The sequence below is a fragment of the Nocardia sp. NBC_00416 genome (genome assembly GCF_036032445.1).
Taxonomy (GTDB): Bacteria; Actinomycetota; Actinomycetes; order Mycobacteriales; family Mycobacteriaceae; genus Nocardia.
Genome location: NZ_CP107932.1, coordinates 5734381 through 5752578, shown reverse-complemented (window position 1 = coordinate 5752578; position 18198 = coordinate 5734381). Strand labels below are relative to the sequence as shown.

General features: G+C 67.0%; 18 protein-coding genes. 11 read left to right on the top strand and 7 right to left on the bottom strand.

Annotated features, from left to right (window positions below; genetic code table 11):
• The first annotated feature begins 11 nt into the window (after positions 1-11).
• Genes OG804_RS24870 through OG804_RS24855 form a run of 4 tightly spaced genes read left to right on the top strand, consistent with a single transcriptional unit; the run spans position 12 to position 3595 of the window.
• Positions 12-1079: a thiolase domain-containing protein gene (locus tag OG804_RS24870; RefSeq protein WP_328390412.1), complete on the top strand. Its 1068-nt coding sequence runs from the start codon at positions 12-14 to the stop codon at positions 1077-1079.
• On the top strand, positions 1076-2242 hold the full coding sequence (locus OG804_RS24865; RefSeq protein ID WP_328390410.1) for a thiolase domain-containing protein: 1167 nt from the start codon (positions 1076-1078) through the stop codon (positions 2240-2242). The genes OG804_RS24870 and OG804_RS24865 overlap by 4 nt, the downstream gene beginning before the upstream one ends.
• 2 nt (positions 2243-2244) lie before the next feature.
• On the top strand, positions 2245-3120 hold the full coding sequence (locus OG804_RS24860; protein WP_328398719.1) for a TIGR03619 family F420-dependent LLM class oxidoreductase: 876 nt from the start codon (positions 2245-2247) through the stop codon (positions 3118-3120).
• A 58-nt stretch (positions 3121-3178) separates the two neighbouring features.
• Entirely contained in the window at positions 3179-3595 is a 417-nt protein-coding gene (locus tag OG804_RS24855; protein WP_328390408.1) for a nuclear transport factor 2 family protein, read from the top strand.
• Between the two features lie 220 nt (positions 3596-3815).
• Here the strand turns inward: OG804_RS24855 and OG804_RS24850 are convergent, their stop codons facing one another.
• Positions 3816-4601: an SDR family oxidoreductase gene (locus OG804_RS24850; RefSeq protein ID WP_328390406.1), complete on the bottom strand. Its 786-nt coding sequence runs from the start codon at positions 4599-4601 to the stop codon at positions 3816-3818.
• A gap of 47 nt (positions 4602-4648) precedes the next feature.
• Between OG804_RS24850 and OG804_RS24845 the strand changes: the two genes are divergently transcribed.
• Positions 4649-5245 carry a TetR/AcrR family transcriptional regulator gene (locus tag OG804_RS24845; protein ID WP_328390404.1) on the top strand — a complete coding sequence of 199 codons (597 nt, stop codon included), beginning with the start codon at positions 4649-4651 and terminating at the stop codon, positions 5243-5245.
• A 100-nt stretch (positions 5246-5345) separates the two neighbouring features.
• Here OG804_RS24845 and OG804_RS24840 read toward each other — a convergent pair whose 3' ends face one another.
• A complete protein-coding gene (locus tag OG804_RS24840; RefSeq protein WP_328398718.1) occupies positions 5346-6602 on the bottom strand; it encodes a cytochrome P450 in 1257 nt (418 codons plus the stop codon).
• Positions 6603-6760: 158 nt separating this feature from the next.
• Here OG804_RS24840 and OG804_RS24835 point away from each other — a divergent pair, with 158 nt between their 5' ends.
• Positions 6761-7924, top strand: coding sequence for a steroid 3-ketoacyl-CoA thiolase (locus OG804_RS24835; protein ID WP_328390402.1), 1164 nt, complete (start codon positions 6761-6763; stop codon positions 7922-7924).
• Positions 7925-8359: 435 nt separating this feature from the next.
• The gene (locus tag OG804_RS24830) at positions 8360-8776 is read left to right on the top strand and encodes a helix-turn-helix domain-containing protein (protein WP_011207048.1); all 417 of its coding nucleotides are present in this window, start codon (positions 8360-8362) and stop codon (positions 8774-8776) included.
• Between the two features lie 233 nt (positions 8777-9009).
• On the opposite strand, the gene OG804_RS24825 is transcribed toward OG804_RS24830, so the two are convergent.
• From OG804_RS24825 to OG804_RS24805, 5 genes are all read right to left on the bottom strand, one after another.
• On the bottom strand, positions 9010-10032 hold the full coding sequence (locus tag OG804_RS24825; protein ID WP_328390399.1) for a hypothetical protein: 1023 nt from the start codon (positions 10030-10032) through the stop codon (positions 9010-9012).
• A complete protein-coding gene (locus OG804_RS24820) occupies positions 10029-10541 on the bottom strand; it encodes an ImmA/IrrE family metallo-endopeptidase (protein WP_328390397.1) in 513 nt (170 codons plus the stop codon). The genes OG804_RS24825 and OG804_RS24820 overlap by 4 nt, the downstream gene beginning before the upstream one ends.
• Before the next feature lie 5 nt (positions 10542-10546).
• On the bottom strand, positions 10547-11392 hold the full coding sequence (locus OG804_RS24815; RefSeq protein WP_328390395.1) for a hypothetical protein: 846 nt from the start codon (positions 11390-11392) through the stop codon (positions 10547-10549).
• 1473 nt (positions 11393-12865) lie between these two features.
• Positions 12866-13777 (bottom strand): SDR family oxidoreductase, encoded by a 912-nt coding sequence (locus OG804_RS24810; RefSeq protein WP_328390393.1) that lies wholly within the window; start codon positions 13775-13777, stop codon positions 12866-12868.
• A 42-nt stretch (positions 13778-13819) separates the two neighbouring features.
• Positions 13820-14632 (bottom strand): SDR family oxidoreductase, encoded by an 813-nt coding sequence (locus OG804_RS24805; protein WP_328390391.1) that lies wholly within the window; start codon positions 14630-14632, stop codon positions 13820-13822.
• A 65-nt stretch (positions 14633-14697) separates the two neighbouring features.
• Between OG804_RS24805 and OG804_RS24800 the strand changes: the two genes are divergently transcribed.
• Genes OG804_RS24800 through OG804_RS24785 form a run of 4 tightly spaced genes read left to right on the top strand, consistent with a single transcriptional unit; the run spans position 14698 to position 18191 of the window.
• Positions 14698-15462, top strand: a complete 765-nt coding sequence (locus tag OG804_RS24800) for an enoyl-CoA hydratase family protein (protein ID WP_328390389.1) — start codon at positions 14698-14700, stop codon at positions 15460-15462.
• A 16-nt stretch (positions 15463-15478) separates the two neighbouring features.
• A complete protein-coding gene (locus OG804_RS24795) occupies positions 15479-16357 on the top strand; it encodes a CoA transferase subunit A (protein WP_328390387.1) in 879 nt (292 codons plus the stop codon).
• Positions 16354-17112 carry a CoA-transferase subunit beta gene (locus OG804_RS24790; protein ID WP_328390385.1) on the top strand — a complete coding sequence of 253 codons (759 nt, stop codon included), beginning with the start codon at positions 16354-16356 and terminating at the stop codon, positions 17110-17112. The genes OG804_RS24795 and OG804_RS24790 overlap by 4 nt, the downstream gene beginning before the upstream one ends.
• Complete coding sequence (locus OG804_RS24785) at positions 17109-18191, top strand: NAD(P)H-dependent flavin oxidoreductase (RefSeq protein ID WP_328390383.1); 1083 nt, start codon at positions 17109-17111, stop codon at positions 18189-18191. Before OG804_RS24790 ends, OG804_RS24785 begins: the two co-directional genes overlap by 4 nt.
• Positions 18192-18198: the final 7 nt, after the last annotated feature.

Genomic DNA, 18198 nt, shown 5'->3' with positions numbered 1-18198 from the left:
GGGCTCCCCGCGTGACCATCACCGAGCGTTCCACCGATAACGCCACCGATATCGCTGTCGTCGGCTTCGCACACGCACCGCATGTGTCGGAGACCTACGGCACCACCAACGGTGTGGAGATGCTGGTCCCCTGCTTCCAGCAGCTCTACGACCAGCTCGGCATCACCAAGTCCGATATCGACTTCTGGTGCTCCGGATCGTCGGACTACCTGGCCGGACGTTCCTTTTCGTTCATCTCCGCGATCGATTCGATCGGGGCGGTGCCGCCGATCAACGAATCCCATGTGGAAATGGACGCCGCCTGGGCCCTGTACGAGGCGTGGGTGAAACTGCGCTCCGGGCAGGCGCACACCGCCCTCGTGTACGGCTTCGGCAAGTCTTCCGCGAGCACTCTTCGCCAGGTGCTGGCCACCCAGCTCGACCCTTACCTGGTCACTCCCCTGTGGCCGGATTCGCTGGCCGTCGCCGGACTCCAGGCCCGCGCCGGACTCGATGCCGGCCGGTGGACCGAACGCGATATGGCCGCCGTCTCGGCGGCGCACACCGTCCACGGCACCTCGGTCGACGATCTGCTGGCCAACCCGTACGTCGCGGACCCGCTCCGGGCCCACGACTGCGCGCCGATCACCGACGGGGCCGCGGCCATCGTGCTGGCGGTCGGTGACCGCGCCCGCGAACTGTCCGAGCGGCCCGCGTGGATCACCGGAATGGCGCACCGGATCGATTCCAGTGCGCTGGGCGCCCGCGATCTGACCACCTCCCCCTCGGCGGCGGCCGCGGGACAGGCGGTGACCGGCGGCGACACCACCGGCATCGATGTGGCCGAACTGCACGCGCCGTTCAGCCACCAGCAGCTCATCCTCGCCGAAGCGCTCGGATTGAAACCGGAGACCTCGGTCAACCCGTCCGGCGGCGCACTGGCCGGCAACCCCATGTTCGCCACCGGGCTGGAGCGCATCGGCTACGCCGCGCTGCCCATCATGGCGGGCACCGCCGGGCGCACCCTGGCACATGCCACCAGCGGCCCGGCCCTGCAGCAGAACCTTGTGACAGTACTGAATTCGGAGGCCCGCCGATGAGTTTCCCCGCCGCGGTGCTGGGCACCGGACAGACCCATCACGTCGCCAAGCGCAGCGATGTCTCGATGGCCGGGATGTGTCGGGAGGCGATCGACCGGGCGCTGGCCGACGCCGACCTGACCATGGCCGATATCGACGCGATCGTCATCGGCAAGGCGCCGGACATGTTCGAGGGCATGATGATGCCCGAGCTGTACCTGGCCGACGCGCTGGGCGCACCCGGGAAACCGCTTTTGCGCGTGCATACCGCGGGGTCGGTCGGCGGCTCCACCGCCTGTGTGGCCGCCAGCATGGTGCAGGGTGGTGTGCACGAGCGGGTGCTCGCCATCGCCTGGGAGAAGCAGTCGGAATCGAACGCCATGTGGGCCCTGTCGATTCCGGTGCCCTTCACCATGCCGGTCGGCGCGGGTGCCGGCGGCTACTTCGCGCCGCATGTGCGCTCCTATATCCGGCGTTCGAACGCGCCCCTGCACATCGGCGCAACGGTCGCCGCCAAGGATCGGCGTAACGGAGCCAAGAACCCGCACGCCCATCTCAAACAGGGCGATAAGACCGTCGAAGAAGTACTGGCCTCCCAAATGCTGTGGGATCCCATCCGATTCGACGAGACCTGCCCGTCCTCCGACGGCGCCTGCGCGGTGGTCATCGGCGGCGAGCAGTCGGCGGCCGCGGTGGAAGCCTCCGGTAAGAAGGTCGGCTGGATCCACGCCACCGCGATGCGCACCGAGCCACTGGCCTATGCCGGCCGTGACCAGGTGAACCCGCAGGCGGGTCAGGATGCGGCCAAGGCACTGTGGGCGCAGGCCGGGATCACCGACCCGCTCGCCGAGATCGATGCGGCCGAGATCTACGTGCCGTTCTCGTGGTTCGAGCCGATGTGGCTGGAGAACCTCGGATTCGCCGCCCCCGGCGACGGCTGGAAGCTCACCGACAAAGGCGAAACCGAGATCGGCGGCGCGCTGCCGGTCAACCCCTCGGGTGGAGTGCTCTCGTCCAACCCCATCGGCGCCTCCGGCATGATCCGGTTCGCCGAGGCCGCCAAGCAGGTGATGGAGCGGGCCGGGGATTACCAGGTCGACAACGCCCGCAAAGCTCTGGGCCACGCCTACGGCGGCGGCTCGCAGTACTTCTCCATGTGGGTCGTGGGATCGGAACGCCCGTGACACTGAAATTCAGCCTCGGAATCGCGCTGAGCCCACTGGATCAGCTGCCCGAGCTCGCCCGCACCGCCGAGGAGGTCGGCTTCACCTCCATCGCGCTGCCGGATTCGCTGTTCTATATGAAATCCCAGGCGGCGGACTATCCCTACACTCCGGACGGCAGCCGCTTCTGGGGACCGGAGACCCCGTGGGTGGATCCGCTCATCGCCGCGACCGCCATGGCCGCGGTGACGACCCGGCTGCGCTTCTACACCAATGTGCTCAAACTCGGATCGCGTAATCCGCTGCTGCTGGCCCGGCAGGTCGGGTCGGTGGCGAACCTGTCCGGCAACCGGTTCGGATTCGGTGTGGGAATCGGCTGGGCGCCGGAGGAATTCGAGTGGTGCGGCGTGCCCTACGCGCGTCGCGGCGCCCGGGTCGACGAGATGATCGAGGTCATCAAGCGGGTCCTCGAGGGCGGGATGGTCGAATATCACGGCGATTTCTTCGATTTCGACGAACTGCAGATGAGCCCCGCGCCGAGCGAGCCGGTTCCGTTCTATATCGGCGGTCATACCGACGTGGCGCTGCGCCGGGCGGCCAAGGTCGGCGACGGGTGGACCTCGGCGATGATGAAATTCGCCGATCTCCAGACCACCATCGCCCGCCTGGGCGAACTGCGGGCGGAACACGGACGGGCCGATGTCCCGTTCGAGATCCAGGCGGTCTGCATCGACAAATTCGGCCGCGACGGTTACCAGGAGCAGTACGACGCGGGTGTCACCGACGCCATCGTGATCCCCTGGCTGGCCGCGGGTATCGGTTTCGATGGTGAAATCGAGGCGAAAAAGGACGCGCTGCGCAAGTTCGCCGAGGAATTCATCCAGAACCCGATCGCCTGAGCGCCCGGTGCCGCTGCCGCTGCGGCGGCGGCACCCTGGCCTGTGGAGAGGAACCCCTATGAGCAGCGACGAACATCCCGCCCGGGCAGCCGGCCTGGCGTCCCAGGCCGCGGTCCGCGCCCGGGACAAGGACGCCTGGCTGGCGTTGTTCGCCGCGGACGGCGTCGTGGAGGACCCGATCGGCCCGTCCGGGTTCGATCCCGAAGGCAAAGGCCATCGTGGGTCCGCGGCCATCGCGGCGTTCTGGGACAAAGCGATAGCCGCGACGGACTCGATCGAGTTCCTGTTCGGTGATTCCTTCGCCTGTGGACCCGAGGTCGCCTTCACCGGCGCGATCCGCAGCGTCATCGGCGGTCACCGGATCGACGCGGAGGGCGTGTTCACCTACAAGGTGGACGATGCGGGCAAGATCCTGGCCCTGCGCGCGTTCTGGGAGATCGACCGAGCCATGGCGACGGCCGCACCGGCCACCTGAACGGCGGCCGGCCGGCTTCCCTCCCGGCTCGGCCGCTTCAAGCCTCGTCCACGGGTCTGCCCGGCACACTGTTCGGTGTGCCGGGCAGACCCGTATGCGCACGATGGTGACAACACCACCTGCCCTTTCGGGCCCGGGCCCTGATCGATCCGGATTGCGCGATCCCGCCTCCGGTGCGGTATCGGGCCCCGGACCTCGACAGCAGGCGGCCTCGGTAGTGTCAAAGGCCGGCGCCGCCGGTAGCGTCCACGACACGGCCGGTGATCCATCGGGCATCACTGGAGGCGAGGAACGCGGCAATATCGGCGATATCGGCGGGCGCGCCGACCCGGCCGAGCGCCGCGAGCGCCGCGGCACCGGATTTCGCTTCCGAGTCGCCCCGCAACCAACTCGCGTTCATATCGGTGTCGGTGATTCCCGGTGCGAGGGAATTGACCGTGATACCGCGTGGACCGAGCTGCTTGGCAAGGTTGAGGGTGAAGGTGTCCAACGCTGCTTTGGTCGACCCGTAGGCGATGGCACCGGGCAGGGCCAACCTCGCCGCCCCACTGGACACATTGATGATCCGTCCGCCGTCGGGGATCCGCGAGAGTCCGTGCTGCACGATGAAGAACGGTGAGCGTACGTTCACGGCGAACACCCGGTCGAAGTCGTCTTCGGTGAGCTCCGAGATGTCGGCATAGCAGCTGACACCGGCGTTGTTCACGAGTATGTCGACTCGCCTGTCGGGTACCGCCGCATCGAAGGCCGCCCACATCCGGGCGGCATCGTCGTGGGTGCCGAATTCGGCCTGCACGGCCACCGCCCGGCCACCTTCCGCATGGATCCGGGCTACGACGTCGTCGGCCGCCGGGTGGTCCGTGGCATAGGTGATGGCAACGGTAGCGCCGTCGCGGGCAAGCCGTTCGGCGATGGCCCGGCCTATCCCACGGCTGCCGCCGGTCACCAGTGCCGTCATCTTGTCGAGTGCTCCCACGGTACGGCCTTCCAATTGTTGGTCGATCAATCAACAAAACATAGCATGTTGTTGAGTGATCGACCTACAATGTGGACATGGCGGCAACGACGCGCGGACGCCCTCGGTCCTTCGATCGAGGCACGGCACTGGCCGCCGCGACCCGACTGTTCTGGGAACGCGGCTATCACGCCACCTCGCTCAGCGATCTCACCACCGCCATGGGCATACGGTCGGCGAGCCTGTACAAGGCGTTCGGAGACAAGCCATCATTGTTCCGGGAAGCCGTCGACTTCTATTCCGCCACCCCACACGCCGCGTTCGTGCGCCGCGCCCTCGACGAATCCCCCACCGCCCGGACCGCGTTCGATCGCATCCTGCACGACGCCGCGAAAATCTACCCGGACCCGGCGCACCCACCCGGCTGCCTGATCATCACCGCTGCGACCAACATCACCGAACAGGACGCCGAGGTCGAGTCCTACCTGCGCGATATCCGCAATGCCAATCTGCAGGAGTTCCACAACCGGCTCGAGGTTGCCAAGGAGACAGGCGAACTACCGTCCGACAGCGACTCCGGCGCACTCGCGAACTTCTTCGCCGTGGTGATCCAAGGCATGTCACAGCGCGCCCGCGACGGCGCGACAGCGGCGGACCTCGTTCATGTGGCAGACCTCGCGATGAAAGCGTTCTGAATTACTCGACAGCCCCGAACCGAACCACGTTCCGTGAAATGGCCCGGCCCCGCACACCAGGTCGGTACACGGGGCCGGGCCAGGTCGCTCTGCGGAACAGTCAGCTTCCGCTCTTACCCGTCACCGGGCAGGTCTTGTAGTCGACCTCGAACTCCTTGATGCCGTTCAGCCAACCCGAGCGCAGCCGCTTGGGGTCGCCCAGTTTGGTGATATCCGGCATGTGGTCGGCGATCGCGTTGAAGATCAGGTCGATCTCCAGCTTGGCCAGGTTGGCGCCGATGCAGTAGTGCGCGCCGGTACCACCGAACGCCACGTGCTGGTTGTCCTCGCGCATGATGTCGAACTTCATCGGGTTCTCGAAGACGTCCTCGTCGAAGTTCGCCGACCGGTAGAGCATCAGGACCCGCTGGCCCTTCTTGATCTGCACGCCGCCCAGCTCGGTGTCCTCGAGTGCGGTGCGCTGGAAGGTGGTGATCGGGCTGGCCCACCGAATGATCTCGTCGGCTGTGGTCTTGGGGCGTTCCTTCTTGTAGAGCTCCCACTGATCCGGGTTCTCCAGGAACGCGATCATGCCGTGGGTGATGGCGTTGCGGGTGGTCTCGTTGCCCGCGACCGCCAGCAGCATCACGAAGAAGCCGAATTCCTCGGACTTGAGGGATTCGCCGTCGATATCGGCTTCGACCAGGGTGGTGACGATATCGTCGGCCGGACACGCCTTACGGGCCTCGGCCATCATGTACGCGTACCCGAGCAGCTCGGTGGAGGCCTGCACCGGATCCACATCGATTTCCGGATCGTCGTAGCCGGTCATCTCGTTGGACCAGGTGAACACCTTCATCCGGTCTTCCTGCGGGACGCCGATCAGTTCGGCGATCGCCTGCAGGGGCAGTTCGCAGGCGATCTGGGTGACGAAATCGCCGGACCCGGCCTCGGCCGCGGCCTTGACGATGGCCTCGGTCCGCTTCGACAGCTCCTCCCGCAGCGAGTTGATCGCGCGTGGGGTGAACCCGCGCGAGATGATCTTGCGCATCCGAGTGTGCTCGGGCGGGTCCATGTTCAGCAGAATGAAACGCTGCAGTTCGATCTGCTCACGCTCGATATCGTCGTTGAAGCGCGGCAGCGCGGTGTTCTCGAAGGTCGAGAACACATCGCTGCGCCGCGAGACCTCCTTGACATCGGCGTGCTTGCTGACGACCCAGAAGCCGTCATCGTGGAAACCGCCGACCTCCGGCGATTTCTCCTGCCACCAGATCGGCGCGGTACGCCGGAGTTCGGCGAACTCCTCGACCGGAATCCGCTGCACGTACATGTCGGGGTCCGTGACGTCGAACCCGTCCGGCAGGTTCGGCCGAGCCATGCGCGTATCCACCACCAGATGTCTCCTTCGACAAACTGAAACACGTTCTACAATCATTGAAGCACAGGCGCGAGAATGAGGAAAGAAACCGGTCTGATCTTGCCCCCGCCCGTGCGTGGAACACGTTACAGTTTTATGTCCGAAACGAAAGGTTCAAGATGGGCACACCCGTTATCGTCGAGGCAGCTCGTACCCCCATCGGCAAGCGCAACGGCTGGCTGTCCGGGCTGCACGCCACCGAGATCCTCGGTCTCGCCCAGCGCGGGCTGCTCGATCGCGCCCACCTCGACCCCGCCAAAGTCGAGCAGATCATCGGCGGCTGCGTCACCCAGGCGGGCGCGCAATCCAACAATGTCACTCGCACGGCATGGCTGGCCGCCGGCCTGCCGTGGCAGGTGGGCGCCACGACGATCGACGCCCAGTGCGGTTCGGCCCAGCAGGCCAACCACCTGATCGCCGGTCTGATCGCGGCCGGCGCCATCGATATCGGCGTCGCATGCGGGGTCGAGGCGATGAGTCAGGTTCCGCTGGGCGCCAACGTCGGCGAGCAGGCCGGGCCGCGCCGTCCCGCCTCCTGGGATATCGATATGCCCAACCAGTTCGAGGCCGCCGAGCGGATCGCCGAGCGGCGCGGCATCACTCGCGAGGATGTGGACGCGCTCGGCGTCCGGTCCCAGCGGCTGGCCGCGCAGGCCTGGGCCGAGGGCCGGTTCGATCGCGAAGTGCTCACGCTGACCGCGCCGGTGGTCGACAAAGAGGGCAACCCGACCGGAGAGAAGCAGGAGGTCAGCCGCGACCAAGGGCTCCGGGAGACCTCGGCGGAAAGCCTCGCCAAACTGAAGCCGGTGCTGGAGGGCGGAATCCACACCGCCGGTACGTCTTCGCAGATCTCCGACGGCGCGGCGGCGGTGCTGCTGATGGATGAGAAGGCAGCCGAGCGGGAGGGTCTGCGGCCGCGGGCCCGGATCGTGACCCAGTGCCTCGTCGGATCCGAGCCGGAGTTCCACCTCGACGGCCCGGTGCAGGCCTGTGCCCGGCTGCTGGAGCGATCCGGTATGAGCATCAACGATATTGATCTGTTCGAGATCAACGAGGCGTTCGCGTCCGTGGCATTGTCCTGGGCCCAGGTCCACAAACCGGATATGGACCGGGTGAATGTGAACGGCGGCGCGATCGCCCTCGGCCATCCGGTCGGTTCGACGGGGTCCCGGCTGATCACCACGGCCTTGCACGAACTGGAGCGTTCCGATCGAAATATCGGCATGGTTCTCATGTGCGCCGGTGGCGCACTCGCGACAGGAACCATCATCGAACGCCTGTAGGCGACCGCCGAATTCCCTGCCGCGACAGGACGACGGGGCCCGAGTGCGGCCGCCCATGGACCCACGGGCCCCGTAACCACCGTAAATTCCACACGGTAGGTTGAACGTTCATCTCAACTTTCAGCAGACGTGTCGTACGCCACACAATGGCCGTGGCACACTACTGGAAGGGGTACCAGCTATCCAGAGGCTACTCGCCGCCCGCTCGGGAAGACCCCCGCGACGGGCGGCTACCTGGTGGTATCAGGAGTCCACAAGATCCGTGCGGGCAACCCGCAAACGCGGTACCACGGTCCACTTCTCCTGATACATGCCTAGAAGCTTCAAGGAAATCCTGATTCAGGCGTAGGTTTTCAGTTACTGAGCCGCTAATATCAATGATAGGTATCCGAGATAACGACTGTTAGTACAGTGAAGGGAATTGGGCGGCTCACAATGGCTGATTTCGCGGCGCGGCTGAACAAGCTGTTCGAAACCGTGCATCCCCCGGGGCGAAAGCCGCATACCAATGCAGAGGTAGCGGCAGCACTGACGGCATCCGGTCATCCGATCTCCAAACCGTATCTGTCGCAGTTGCGGTCGGGCCAGCGAACGAATCCTTCTGATGAGACGGTCGCCGCCCTGGCGAAGTTCTTCAAGGTCAAGCCCGACTACTTCTTCAACGACATCTACGCCGCGAAGATCGACCATGATCTGGAACTTCTATCGCAGCTACAGGGTTACGGGCTGCGGCGGCTCTCCAGCAGGGCATTCGACCTGTCCGAGGAGTCACAGAATCTCCTCACCTCCATGGCGGAGAAACTGCGTGCAAGCGAAGGCTTGCCCGAAATTCCTCCGGACGGCACCGAATAGCAGGGACAGTCAGCGCGGTGTGGCCCCGGTCGGGGCCACACCGCGCTGATGCCTGTTGATAGAAATCCCTGTGCCACCTTCCAGGCGGCCACCCGAATTCCTTCGGTGAAGGTATCGCCATGCCTGAACATCTGCGGTCCTGAGGAATACGGACCGACCGCTCGGCATGATTCCAAGGCCGCATCCGGAGATAATCACAGTGACGTAACGGACATACCGCATACCTCGGGCAACTACCGAACCGAGGCGTCGGGCCGTTTCACGGCTTCCGGCTGCGCCTCGAACGCCGCGGCGATCGCCTGCACCCAGCCGCGCGGGCTCATGCCTTCCGGTGGTGCGATCCACCGTGAGTCCACCACGACCCGGCCGAGGGGATGCCGCGCCCACTGCGCCACCTGTTCGGCACGAGCCGAAACCGCGGCGGGAGGCTCTCCGGCAGTGGCGATCTCGACGCCACCGCCGGACTGCAGATACAGCGCGTCCAAGATCTGAGCCACCCGATCCGATGCCTTGAGCTGAGTCGAAGTCCCGGTCTCCTCTTGGACGACCTCCGGGAAACGCTTCACCAGCACCTTGTGCAGCGTCTGCACCCGCCGCAGCAGCAATCGCGCGCGCGTCCACATCTCGACCACGATCCACACCGCCCCGAAGGCGATCAGCAATGCGGCCACCTGCCAGAACGGCCAGGCCCAGGCCGGCCGTCCGGGATCGGGCCGGGCGGCGCCGGCCATACCGCGCTGAATCTGGCCCACCGCCAGCAGGACCACCAGCACGGTGCCGGTGATGTAGACCGCGATGCCGCGGCCGAGCGCTGTCCAGCTCAGATTGCGCAGGCCGGTCACGATGACGAAGAGCGCGGCCGCCGCGGTCACCACCCAGGCGGCGGTGAACGAAGTGCTCAGCCCAGCGATAACCGCGAAGAGTCCCATTCCGTATATGCACGAGGCGATCTGGCGCAGATTACGGCGTGACACCACCGGCCAGGCCGCCGAAGCGACCACCGACGTGGCGGTGGCGAAGAGCAGCCACGCGGCGACCACCACACCTTCCGACAGCCGGCCCGGCGGTAAACCCCCAGGCAGCAGATTGTCGACGGCCAGTGCCACATCGGGTATCGCGGCTGTGCATGCCAGCGCCACCGCGGCGACGGCCACGACGATCGCCACCCTGGCGGTGGTCGCGGGTTTGACGAGTACACGTCCCACTCGGGCGCCGGCAGCGACCCAGACCAGCAGGGCGGTCAACCAGAACGTCATCCCAGTGCCTCATCGAATCGAAGGACCGAGACGCCCGCGCCCCGGCTGTTGAACACACGCAGACGCGTCATCAGCATGGCGGCGAAAGTCTCGGCCTCCCATTCGGCCTGGTCGTCCTCGCCGTCCTCGAGCGCGGTCTGATGTGCGCGTTGACTCAACATGTAGGCGATGAGCTCATCGCTCACCTCGAGTGTCACCTCCGGGGCCGGGGCGCCTTCGTGATCGAAGACGATATGCCCGAGCTCGTGCGCGAGCGTATGGTCCCGGCTCGGTAGCGCACTGGCCAGCACGATGATGTCCTTGTTCGGGTAGTACCGCCGCTGCCCGCAGACACCGGGACCGAGGTCGGCGTCGGCGATCTCGATCGGACGTCCGCGTTCGGCCGCGACCGCCTCCACCACTTGTTCCAGCGTGGTGGCGTCGGCATCGGCGGCGATCGCGCACACCGCGTCGACCGCGGCGGCGACCCGGCGGTAGGCGCGAGCGCTCTGTGTACGGCTCTGCGTCATCGCGATCACGCACCCGTTCCGAAGAATTCGGCACGCGCGGCATCGATCCGTGCCTGCGCCTGCGCGGCACTCTGAAAACTCATCACGGCCGAGCCGGTGCCGGCGATGGCCAGTGCGACCAGTCCGCCGATCACGGACAGGACCTTGGGTTCGGGCAGCACGCCTTCGGCATTGGTCGGCCGTATCGCGTGACTCGGCGGCGCGGCCGCGATCGCCGGCGCACCGCCACCCGAAGCGGGCGGGCCGGAAGCGGCAGGCGGCGCCGGGACCCCTGGGGGCACAACCGCAATCGCGATATTCGGCGCCGCGCCGGCACCGGCTCCAGGCGCCGGCAGCGCCAACGGCGGCCCGACCGGTGCCGGAAGCGGCGGCACCGGAAGCAACAGCAGGAGAAGAGGAGCCGCCGAACCGACTGCGGCGGAGCCCAGTGCGGCCGAACCGACAGCCGCGGAACCGACACCGGCCGACCCGGTACCCAGCACACCCACGCCCGCCGAACCCAACGCCGCCGAACCCGTACCCAGCACACCGACACCCGCCGAACCCAACGCCGCCGAACCCGTACCCAGCACACCGACACCCGCCGAACCCAACGCCGCCGAACCCGTACCCAGGGCAGCGGAACCCGTACCCAGCACCGCGGAGCCGGTACCGAGCGCGGCCGAACCGGTCACACCGACTCCCAACCCGGCCGACCCCACCGCGGCCGAACCGGTGCCGACCGCGGCGGAACCGGCACCCAGAGCGGCGGAACCGGTCACGGCGAGGGGGGCGGCAGCGGCCGAACCCACGGCCGCCGAACCGGTGGCAAGGATCGTTCCCAGTGCGGTGGCAAGTCCGGCGGCGCCCACCGGTTCAGCGACCGATGCGGGCTCGGGAACCGATATAGCGGGGGCGGCAGTTCCGACCGGTGCGGAGGGTTCCGCGACACCGCTGCGGCCCGGAATGTCCAGCGGCTGCCATTGTGCGTCCGCACCGGAGTCCGCGCCGCTACCACCGGTACCGTCGTCGGGACCAGCAGGTTCACCACTCCCCGCGCCGCTCGGGATCGAGAGCGGTCCCCCGGCATCGGATTCCGGCCCTTCCGTCTCCGGTGGGACAACTCCGCCGGCACTACCGGTTGGTCCCTGTTGGACGACCGGACCTCGCACTGGATCGGCTTGCGCGACTATCGGCCCCCCGAGTAGCCCCAGGAACCCCGCCGCCCCGGCTACTGCGAGTAATCGCCTGCTGCGACCCACGGCCATGCGCCAGCCATCCCCTCGATCGATAGTGCGAAAATAGCCCGGCGATACCACCTTTCCGGGCAGACGAACAGATGGTTGCCCATGGTAAACCAGCACACCGGCCGATGCATGATGAAGCGTCAACCTCAGAGGTAGCGCCCGGCCAACCTGCAGATAGCACGGCAGGCCACCGCGCTCCCCGGCTGAGAAAACATGGGATAGGTCATAATCACCGAACCATCGCCCCGGTAGCTGGACAGAATCGACTCCGCCTGGCCTACGACGAGGATGTCGGTCAGCCCGCGAGGTGAGACGCGGGCTTCGCTCGTGAAAGCGAGAGTCTGGAACTGCCGGAGGCCAGAATGCGGGCTCGCTCCCGAGCACGAGAAGCCAGACCGCGCGTGGAGGTAGAAGCGGTTTTGCTCGGGAATGTGAGAGGTGAGCTCGCCCGGCAGCGCAAGAAACGAACCCACCGGCGAAGGTGAGAAGTGAGCTCGCTCGCGAAGGCGAGGAGTGGGGTTGCTCGCGAAGGTCTGTGTTTATTTGCGCCGCCTGCGGCGTCGCGGGGTTGAGGCCCCCTTGGTCCCGGCGTTCAGCCCTCGAGACTCGAGGCTTCGCCTCATGCGCTTTCGAGGACTGAACGCCGGGACGGGCCTCAACCCATTAAGTGCCTCGCTGGACTCGGCGCCGAGCGGTTACGTCGCGTACGGACCTCCCGGACCATTGCCGACCCGTCCGCACAGGCAGACCTTGTCACCGATCCTGTTGTCCAGGGGCTGCACAGCGCACGGCTCTCAGCATGCTGGTCCGCACGGGCACACCTCGAATGGTTGCCCCCGCGCGCCGCCGCACCCACCCTGCGCCGAGTCCAGCGAGGCCCACAAAGGTTGCGGCCCGCCCGCACCGCTCGCCCCATCCCGACAGCCCACCCCCACGGTCGGGGCCCGCCCCGGTTCTGGAGCGACAGAGCGAAGGAGCGCAGCGACTGAGCGCCGGAGTGAAGAACCGGGGTTAACGAGGGCCCCGACCCGCCCCGCCGAAGGCGGGGCAAATAAACACAGCCCCGCCCCGCCGAAGGCGGGGCAATATATACAGCTTTTACGCGCCGTACACCGGTTCCGGTGTCGCGCCCTTCGCGAGCAGTTCCGTGACTACCGATCCGAGTTCGGCCGGATTCCACCGGGCGCCCCGGTCGACGGGCACTCCGTGCCGCCAACCCTCGGCCAGTGCGAGACGGCCGCCCTCGACTTCGAACATCCGTCCGGTGACTCCCGTTGATTCGGTACTGCCGAGCCACACCACGATCGGCGAGATGTTCTCCGGAGCCATGGCGTCGAAGCCGTTGTCCGGTGTGGCCATCATGTCGGCGAAGACGGTTTCGGTCATCCGGGTGCGCGCGGAGGGGGCGATCGCGTTGACGGTGACGCCGTAGCGGGCGAATTCTGCTGCGGCGGTGAGGGTCAGGCCGGCGATACCCGCTTTCGCGGCGCCGTAGTTGCCCTGGCCGACGCTGCCCTGCAGTCCGGCGCCGGAGCTGGTGTTGATGATGCGGGCGTCCACGCTGCGCCCGGCTTTGGATTCCGCGCGCCAGTAGGCGGCTGCGTGACGCATGGTGGCGAAATGGCCCTTGAGGTGGACTCTCACCACCGAATCCCATTCGTCTTCGCCGAGGTTCACCAGCATGCGGTCGCGGACGAATCCGGCGTTGTTGACCAGGACGTCCAGTCCGCCGAAAGTATCGACGGCCTGCTGGATGAGCCGTTGCGCGCCGTCCCAGCTCGCCACATCGTCACCGTTGGCGATCGCTTCGCCTCCGGCGGCACGAATTTCTGAGACCACCTGTTCGGCAGGGGTTTCCGCGGTCGATTCCCCGCTGAGGGTCGATCCGAGGTCGTTGACCACGACCTTGGCTCCTTCCGCGGCGAACGCCAGCGCGTGCGCCCTGCCGATGCCCCGGCCCGCGCCGGTGATGATCACGATCCGTCCGGCGCAGATGCCCTCGGTTGCCATGTCCGTTCCTATCGTCGATGGTCGATATCTGTGGTCGTCGAGCTACGGGTGTGCGGGTCCGGCTTGCGCCTGGTCGGCGGAATGCGGGGCGGTCGCCACCGAGAGGAACGCCGGGGGTTCGCCGCCGCCGTGGATCTGCAGGGTCGCGCCGGAAATATAGGAGGCGAGCGGGGAGAGCAGAAAGGCCACACCGTTGCCGACGTCCTCGGGCCGGGCCAGGCGCCCCATGGGGATGGTCTGCCCGACAGCTGCCACCCCGGCGGCGTCGCCGTAGTGCAGTTCGCTCAACTCGGTTTCCACCGCGCCGACGACCAGCGAGTTGATCCGGACCCGGGGCGCCCACTCCGCTGCCAGTGAGACGGTGAGGGCGTCCACCCCTGCCTTCGCGGCGCCGTAGGCGGCGGTTCCGGGCGAGGGCCGGTGGCCGCTGAGGCTGGAGATATTGACGATCGACCCGCCCTCGTCCTGCCGACTGATCACCGCGTGGGCCGCCTGGGCGACGTGCAGGGCCGAGAGCAGGTTCAGTTCGATGATCTTGGTGTGGAACTTCGGGCTGGCGTCCTGGGCCAGCGCGTAGGGCGCCCCGCCCGCGTTGTTGACCGCGTGGTCCAGCCGGCCGTGCCGCCGGACTATCTCGGCGATCATCTCGCGCACCGCGTCGGGATCGCGCACGTCGCACGGCAGGAAGTCGATCTCGCGCCCGTCTACTTCGACCGGGGCGTCGCCGGGGCGGCGGGCACATGCCACGACGGTGGCGCCGGCGGCCAGCAGGACCCGGCTGATCCCGGCGCCGACACCGCGGACGCCGCCGGTTACCAGAACGACGCGATGGGACAGGTCGATTTCGAGTGCCACCGTGTTAACCTACCAAGCAATTGCTTGCTTAGCCAAGACGCTCGAGATGCGAGATGGGATACGCGATGGGGATCAAGCGCCATTCGGAATCCGCCGGTATCGCCGTGGTCACGGTCGACTATCCGCCGGTCAACGCCATACCGTCGGACGGCTGGTTCGCCCTCGCCGACGAGATCCGCGCGGCCGGGCGCGACCCGCAGACCAACGTGGTGGTCCTGCGCGCGGAGAACCGCGGCTTCAACGCCGGGGTGGATATCAAGGAGATCCAGCGCAAACCCGGCCACCAGGCCCTGATCGACGCCAACCACGGCTGCTTCGAGGCGTTCGCCGCGGTCTACGACTGCCCGGTTCCGGTCGTCACCGCGGTCCAGGGTTTCTGCCTCGGCGGCGGTATCGGGCTGGTCGGCAACTCCGACATCATCATCGCCTCCGACGACGCGACCTTCGGCCTGCCCGAGGTGGACCGCGGTGCACTCGGCGCCGCCACCCATCTGGCCCGGCTGGTCCCCCAGCACCTCATGCGCGCGCTCTTCTTCACCGCGAGCACCGCCACGGCCCAGCAGCTGCACCACTTCGGCTCCGTGCTGAAGGTGGTGCCCCGCGCGGAACTCGATGCCGCCGCGCTCGAGGTCGCCAAAGACATCGCCGCCAAGGACGGCCGGGTCATCCGCGCCGCCAAACGCGCGCTCAACGGCATCGACTTGCAGGACGTGCACCGCAGCTACCGCTTCGAGCAGGGATTCACCTTCGAACTGAACCTCTCCGGAGCCTCCGACGAGATCCGCGAACGCTTCGACGAAGACCTGGCGGCGCAGAAGGACAAGAACTGACATGGAGCGGAAAACCATGCGAGACAAGCGGAAAACGCTGGAGCAGATCGTCGGCGAACTGCGCAGCGGAATGACAATCGGCATCGGCGGCTGGGGGTCGCGGCGCAAGCCGATGGCCCTGGTACGCGCGCTGCTGCGATCGGACGTCACCGACCTCACGGTGGTCACCTACGGCGGCCCCGACCTGGGGCTGTTGTGCTCGGCCGGAAAGGTCCGCAAGGCCTACTACGGTTTCGTCTCCCTCGACTCGGCGCCGTTCTACGACCCCTGGTTCGCAAAAGCCCGGACCTCCGGGCAGCTCATAGCCCGGGAAATGGACGAAGGCATGCTCAAGTGCGGGCTCGAGGCGGCGGCGGCGCGACTGCCGTTCCTGCCGATCCGCGCGGGCTTGGGATCGGATGTGCCGAACTTCTGGGAGGGCGAACTGAAAACCGTCACCTCCCCGTACCCGAGCCCGGACGGCCGGCCCGAGACCCTGACCGCCATGCCCGCGCTGAACCTCGACGCGGCGCTCGTGCATCTGAACATCGGTGACGCGCACGGGAATGCCGCATACCAGGGCGTGGACCCTTATATGGACGACCTGTTCTGCCTGGCCGCCGAAAAGCGCTATCTCTCGGTCGAGCGTGTCGTGGAGACCGACGAACTGGTGAAATCCGTTCCCCCACAGGCTCTGCTGCTCAACCGCATGATGGTCGACGCGGTGGTCGAAGCCCCCAACGGCGCACACTTCACTCTCGCCGGCGAAAGCTACGGCCGGGACGAGAAATTCCAGCGCCACTACGTCGAGGCCGCCGGCTCGCCGGAGACGTGGCAGACCTTCGTCGACACCTACCTCAGCGGCTCCGAAGCCGACTACCAGGCCGCTGTCGCGCGATTCAAGGAGGAGCGGTGACCAGCACCGAAACCATCAGCCGCGCCGAGGTGTGCGCGATCGCCTGCGCCGAGATCTTCCGCGACGCCGGCGAGATCTTCGCCAGCCCCATGTCGCCGATGTCGCAACTGGGCGCGCGACTGGCGAAGCTCACCTTCGAGCCCGACCTGCTGCTCTCCGACGGCGAGGCCTTGTTCCTCGCGGAAACACCGCCGATCGGCGGCAAAGCGCCCGCCGAGGGCTGGATCCCGTTCCGCAAGGTCTTCGACGTGCTGGCCTCCGGCCGTCGCCATGTGGTGATGGGCGCCAACCAGATCGACCGCTACGGCAACCAGAACCTCTCCGCCTTCGGCCCGCTCCAGCAGCCCACCCGGCAGATGTTCGGCGTCCGCGGCGCGCCCGGCAACACCGTCAACCATCCCACCAGCTACTGGATCCCGCGGCACGGTAAGCGAGTGTTCTGCGAGCAGGTGGATATCGTCGCAGGTGTCGGGTACGACAAGGTCGACGCGGACAACCCCGCGTTCCGGTTCCATCACATCCATCGTGTGATCAGCAATCTGGGCGTCTTCGATTTCGGCGGCCCCGGGCACACCATGCGGGCGCTGAGCCTGCACCCGGGGGTCACCGCGGACGAGGTCGCGCAGAACACCTCGTTCGAGATCGCGGACCTGGGGACGGCGGGCGAATCACGTCTGCCGACCGATGAGGAGCTGCGGATCATCCGCGAAGTACTGGATCCCAAGAAGATCCGCGACAAGGAGGTCCCGCAGTGACCTCTCGGCTGCGGACCCCCCTGACCGAACTCGTCGGGATCGAGCATCCCGTCGTACAGACGGGCATGGGCTGGGTCGCGGGACCGGGTCTGGTGTCCGCGACATCCAACGCGGGCGGCCTGGGCATCCTGGCCTCGGCCACCATGACCTACGACGAGCTGGAAACAGCCATCGCGAAGACCAAGGCGCAGACCGACAAACCGTTCGGCGTGAACATCCGTGCCGACGCCTCCGACGCGCCCGAGCGGATCGACCTGCTGATCCGTGAGCAGGTGAAGGTCGCGTCGTTCGCCTTGGCGCCGAAGAAAGAACTCATCGCCGAGCTCAAAGACGCGGGCGTCGTGGTCGTCCCGTCGATCGGTGCGGCCAAGCACGCGGTGAAGGTCGCTTCCTGGGGCGCCGATGCCGTCATCGTCCAGGGCGGTGAAGGCGGCGGCCACACCGGCCCGGTGGCGACGACCCTGCTGCTGCCGTCGGTTCTCGACGCCGTGGACATCCCGGTGGTCGCGGCCGGCGGATTCTTCGACGGGCGCGGCCTGGCCGCCGCTCTCGCCTACGGCGCCGCCGGAATCGCCATGGGCACCCGCTTCCTGCTGACCCAGGAGAGCAGCGTTCCCGACTCGGTCAAACAGGAGTACCTGAGCCGGCGGCTCGGCGAAACCGTCGTCTCCACAAAGGTCGACGGTATGCCGCACCGGGTGCTGAACACCGAACTCGTGCAGAAACTGGAGAACTCCGGCCGAGTTCGCGGACTCACCGCGGCCGTGGGCAACGCGGCCCGGTTCAAGAGCATGACCGGAATGAAATGGTCCACGCTGGTCAAGGACGGCCTGGCGATGCGAAAGGCCAAGGACCTCACCTGGTCGCAGGTCGTCATGGCCGCCAACACCCCGATGCTGTTGCGCGCCGGTCTGGTCGAGGGCAACACGGAGGCCGGGGTACTGGCGGCCGGACAGGTGAGCGGCATCCTGGAAGACCTGCCGACCTGCCGAGAACTGATCGATCGGATCATCACGGACGCGGTGGCGCGGATCGACACGATCGCAGCGCTCACCCACACCGCCGATTCGGCGGGCTGACAGAAAC

Excerpts from the sequence above, each read along its gene's own strand:
- OG804_RS24830 (WP_011207048.1), top strand. The coding sequence starts at position 8,360 with ATGGCTGATTTCGCGGCGCGGCTGAACAAGCTGTTCGAAACCGTGCAT.
- OG804_RS24855 (WP_328390408.1), top strand. The coding sequence starts at position 3,179 with ATGAGCAGCGACGAACATCCCGCCCGGGCAGCCGGCCTGGCGTCCCAG.
- OG804_RS24800 (WP_328390389.1), top strand. The coding sequence starts at position 14,698 with ATGGGGATCAAGCGCCATTCGGAATCCGCCGGTATCGCCGTGGTCACG.
- OG804_RS24835 (WP_328390402.1), top strand. The coding sequence starts at position 6,761 with ATGGGCACACCCGTTATCGTCGAGGCAGCTCGTACCCCCATCGGCAAG.
- OG804_RS24795 (WP_328390387.1), top strand. The coding sequence starts at position 15,479 with ATGCGAGACAAGCGGAAAACGCTGGAGCAGATCGTCGGCGAACTGCGC.
- OG804_RS24820 (WP_328390397.1), bottom strand. The coding sequence starts at position 10,541 with ATGACGCAGAGCCGTACACAGAGCGCTCGCGCCTACCGCCGGGTCGCC.
- OG804_RS24865 (WP_328390410.1), top strand. The coding sequence starts at position 1,076 with ATGAGTTTCCCCGCCGCGGTGCTGGGCACCGGACAGACCCATCACGTC.
- OG804_RS24825 (WP_328390399.1), bottom strand. The coding sequence starts at position 10,032 with ATGACGTTCTGGTTGACCGCCCTGCTGGTCTGGGTCGCTGCCGGCGCC.
- OG804_RS24810 (WP_328390393.1), bottom strand. The coding sequence starts at position 13,777 with ATGGCAACCGAGGGCATCTGCGCCGGACGGATCGTGATCATCACCGGC.
- OG804_RS24840 (WP_328398718.1), bottom strand. The coding sequence starts at position 6,602 with ATGGCTCGGCCGAACCTGCCGGACGGGTTCGACGTCACGGACCCCGAC.
- OG804_RS24845 (WP_328390404.1), top strand. The coding sequence starts at position 4,649 with ATGGCGGCAACGACGCGCGGACGCCCTCGGTCCTTCGATCGAGGCACG.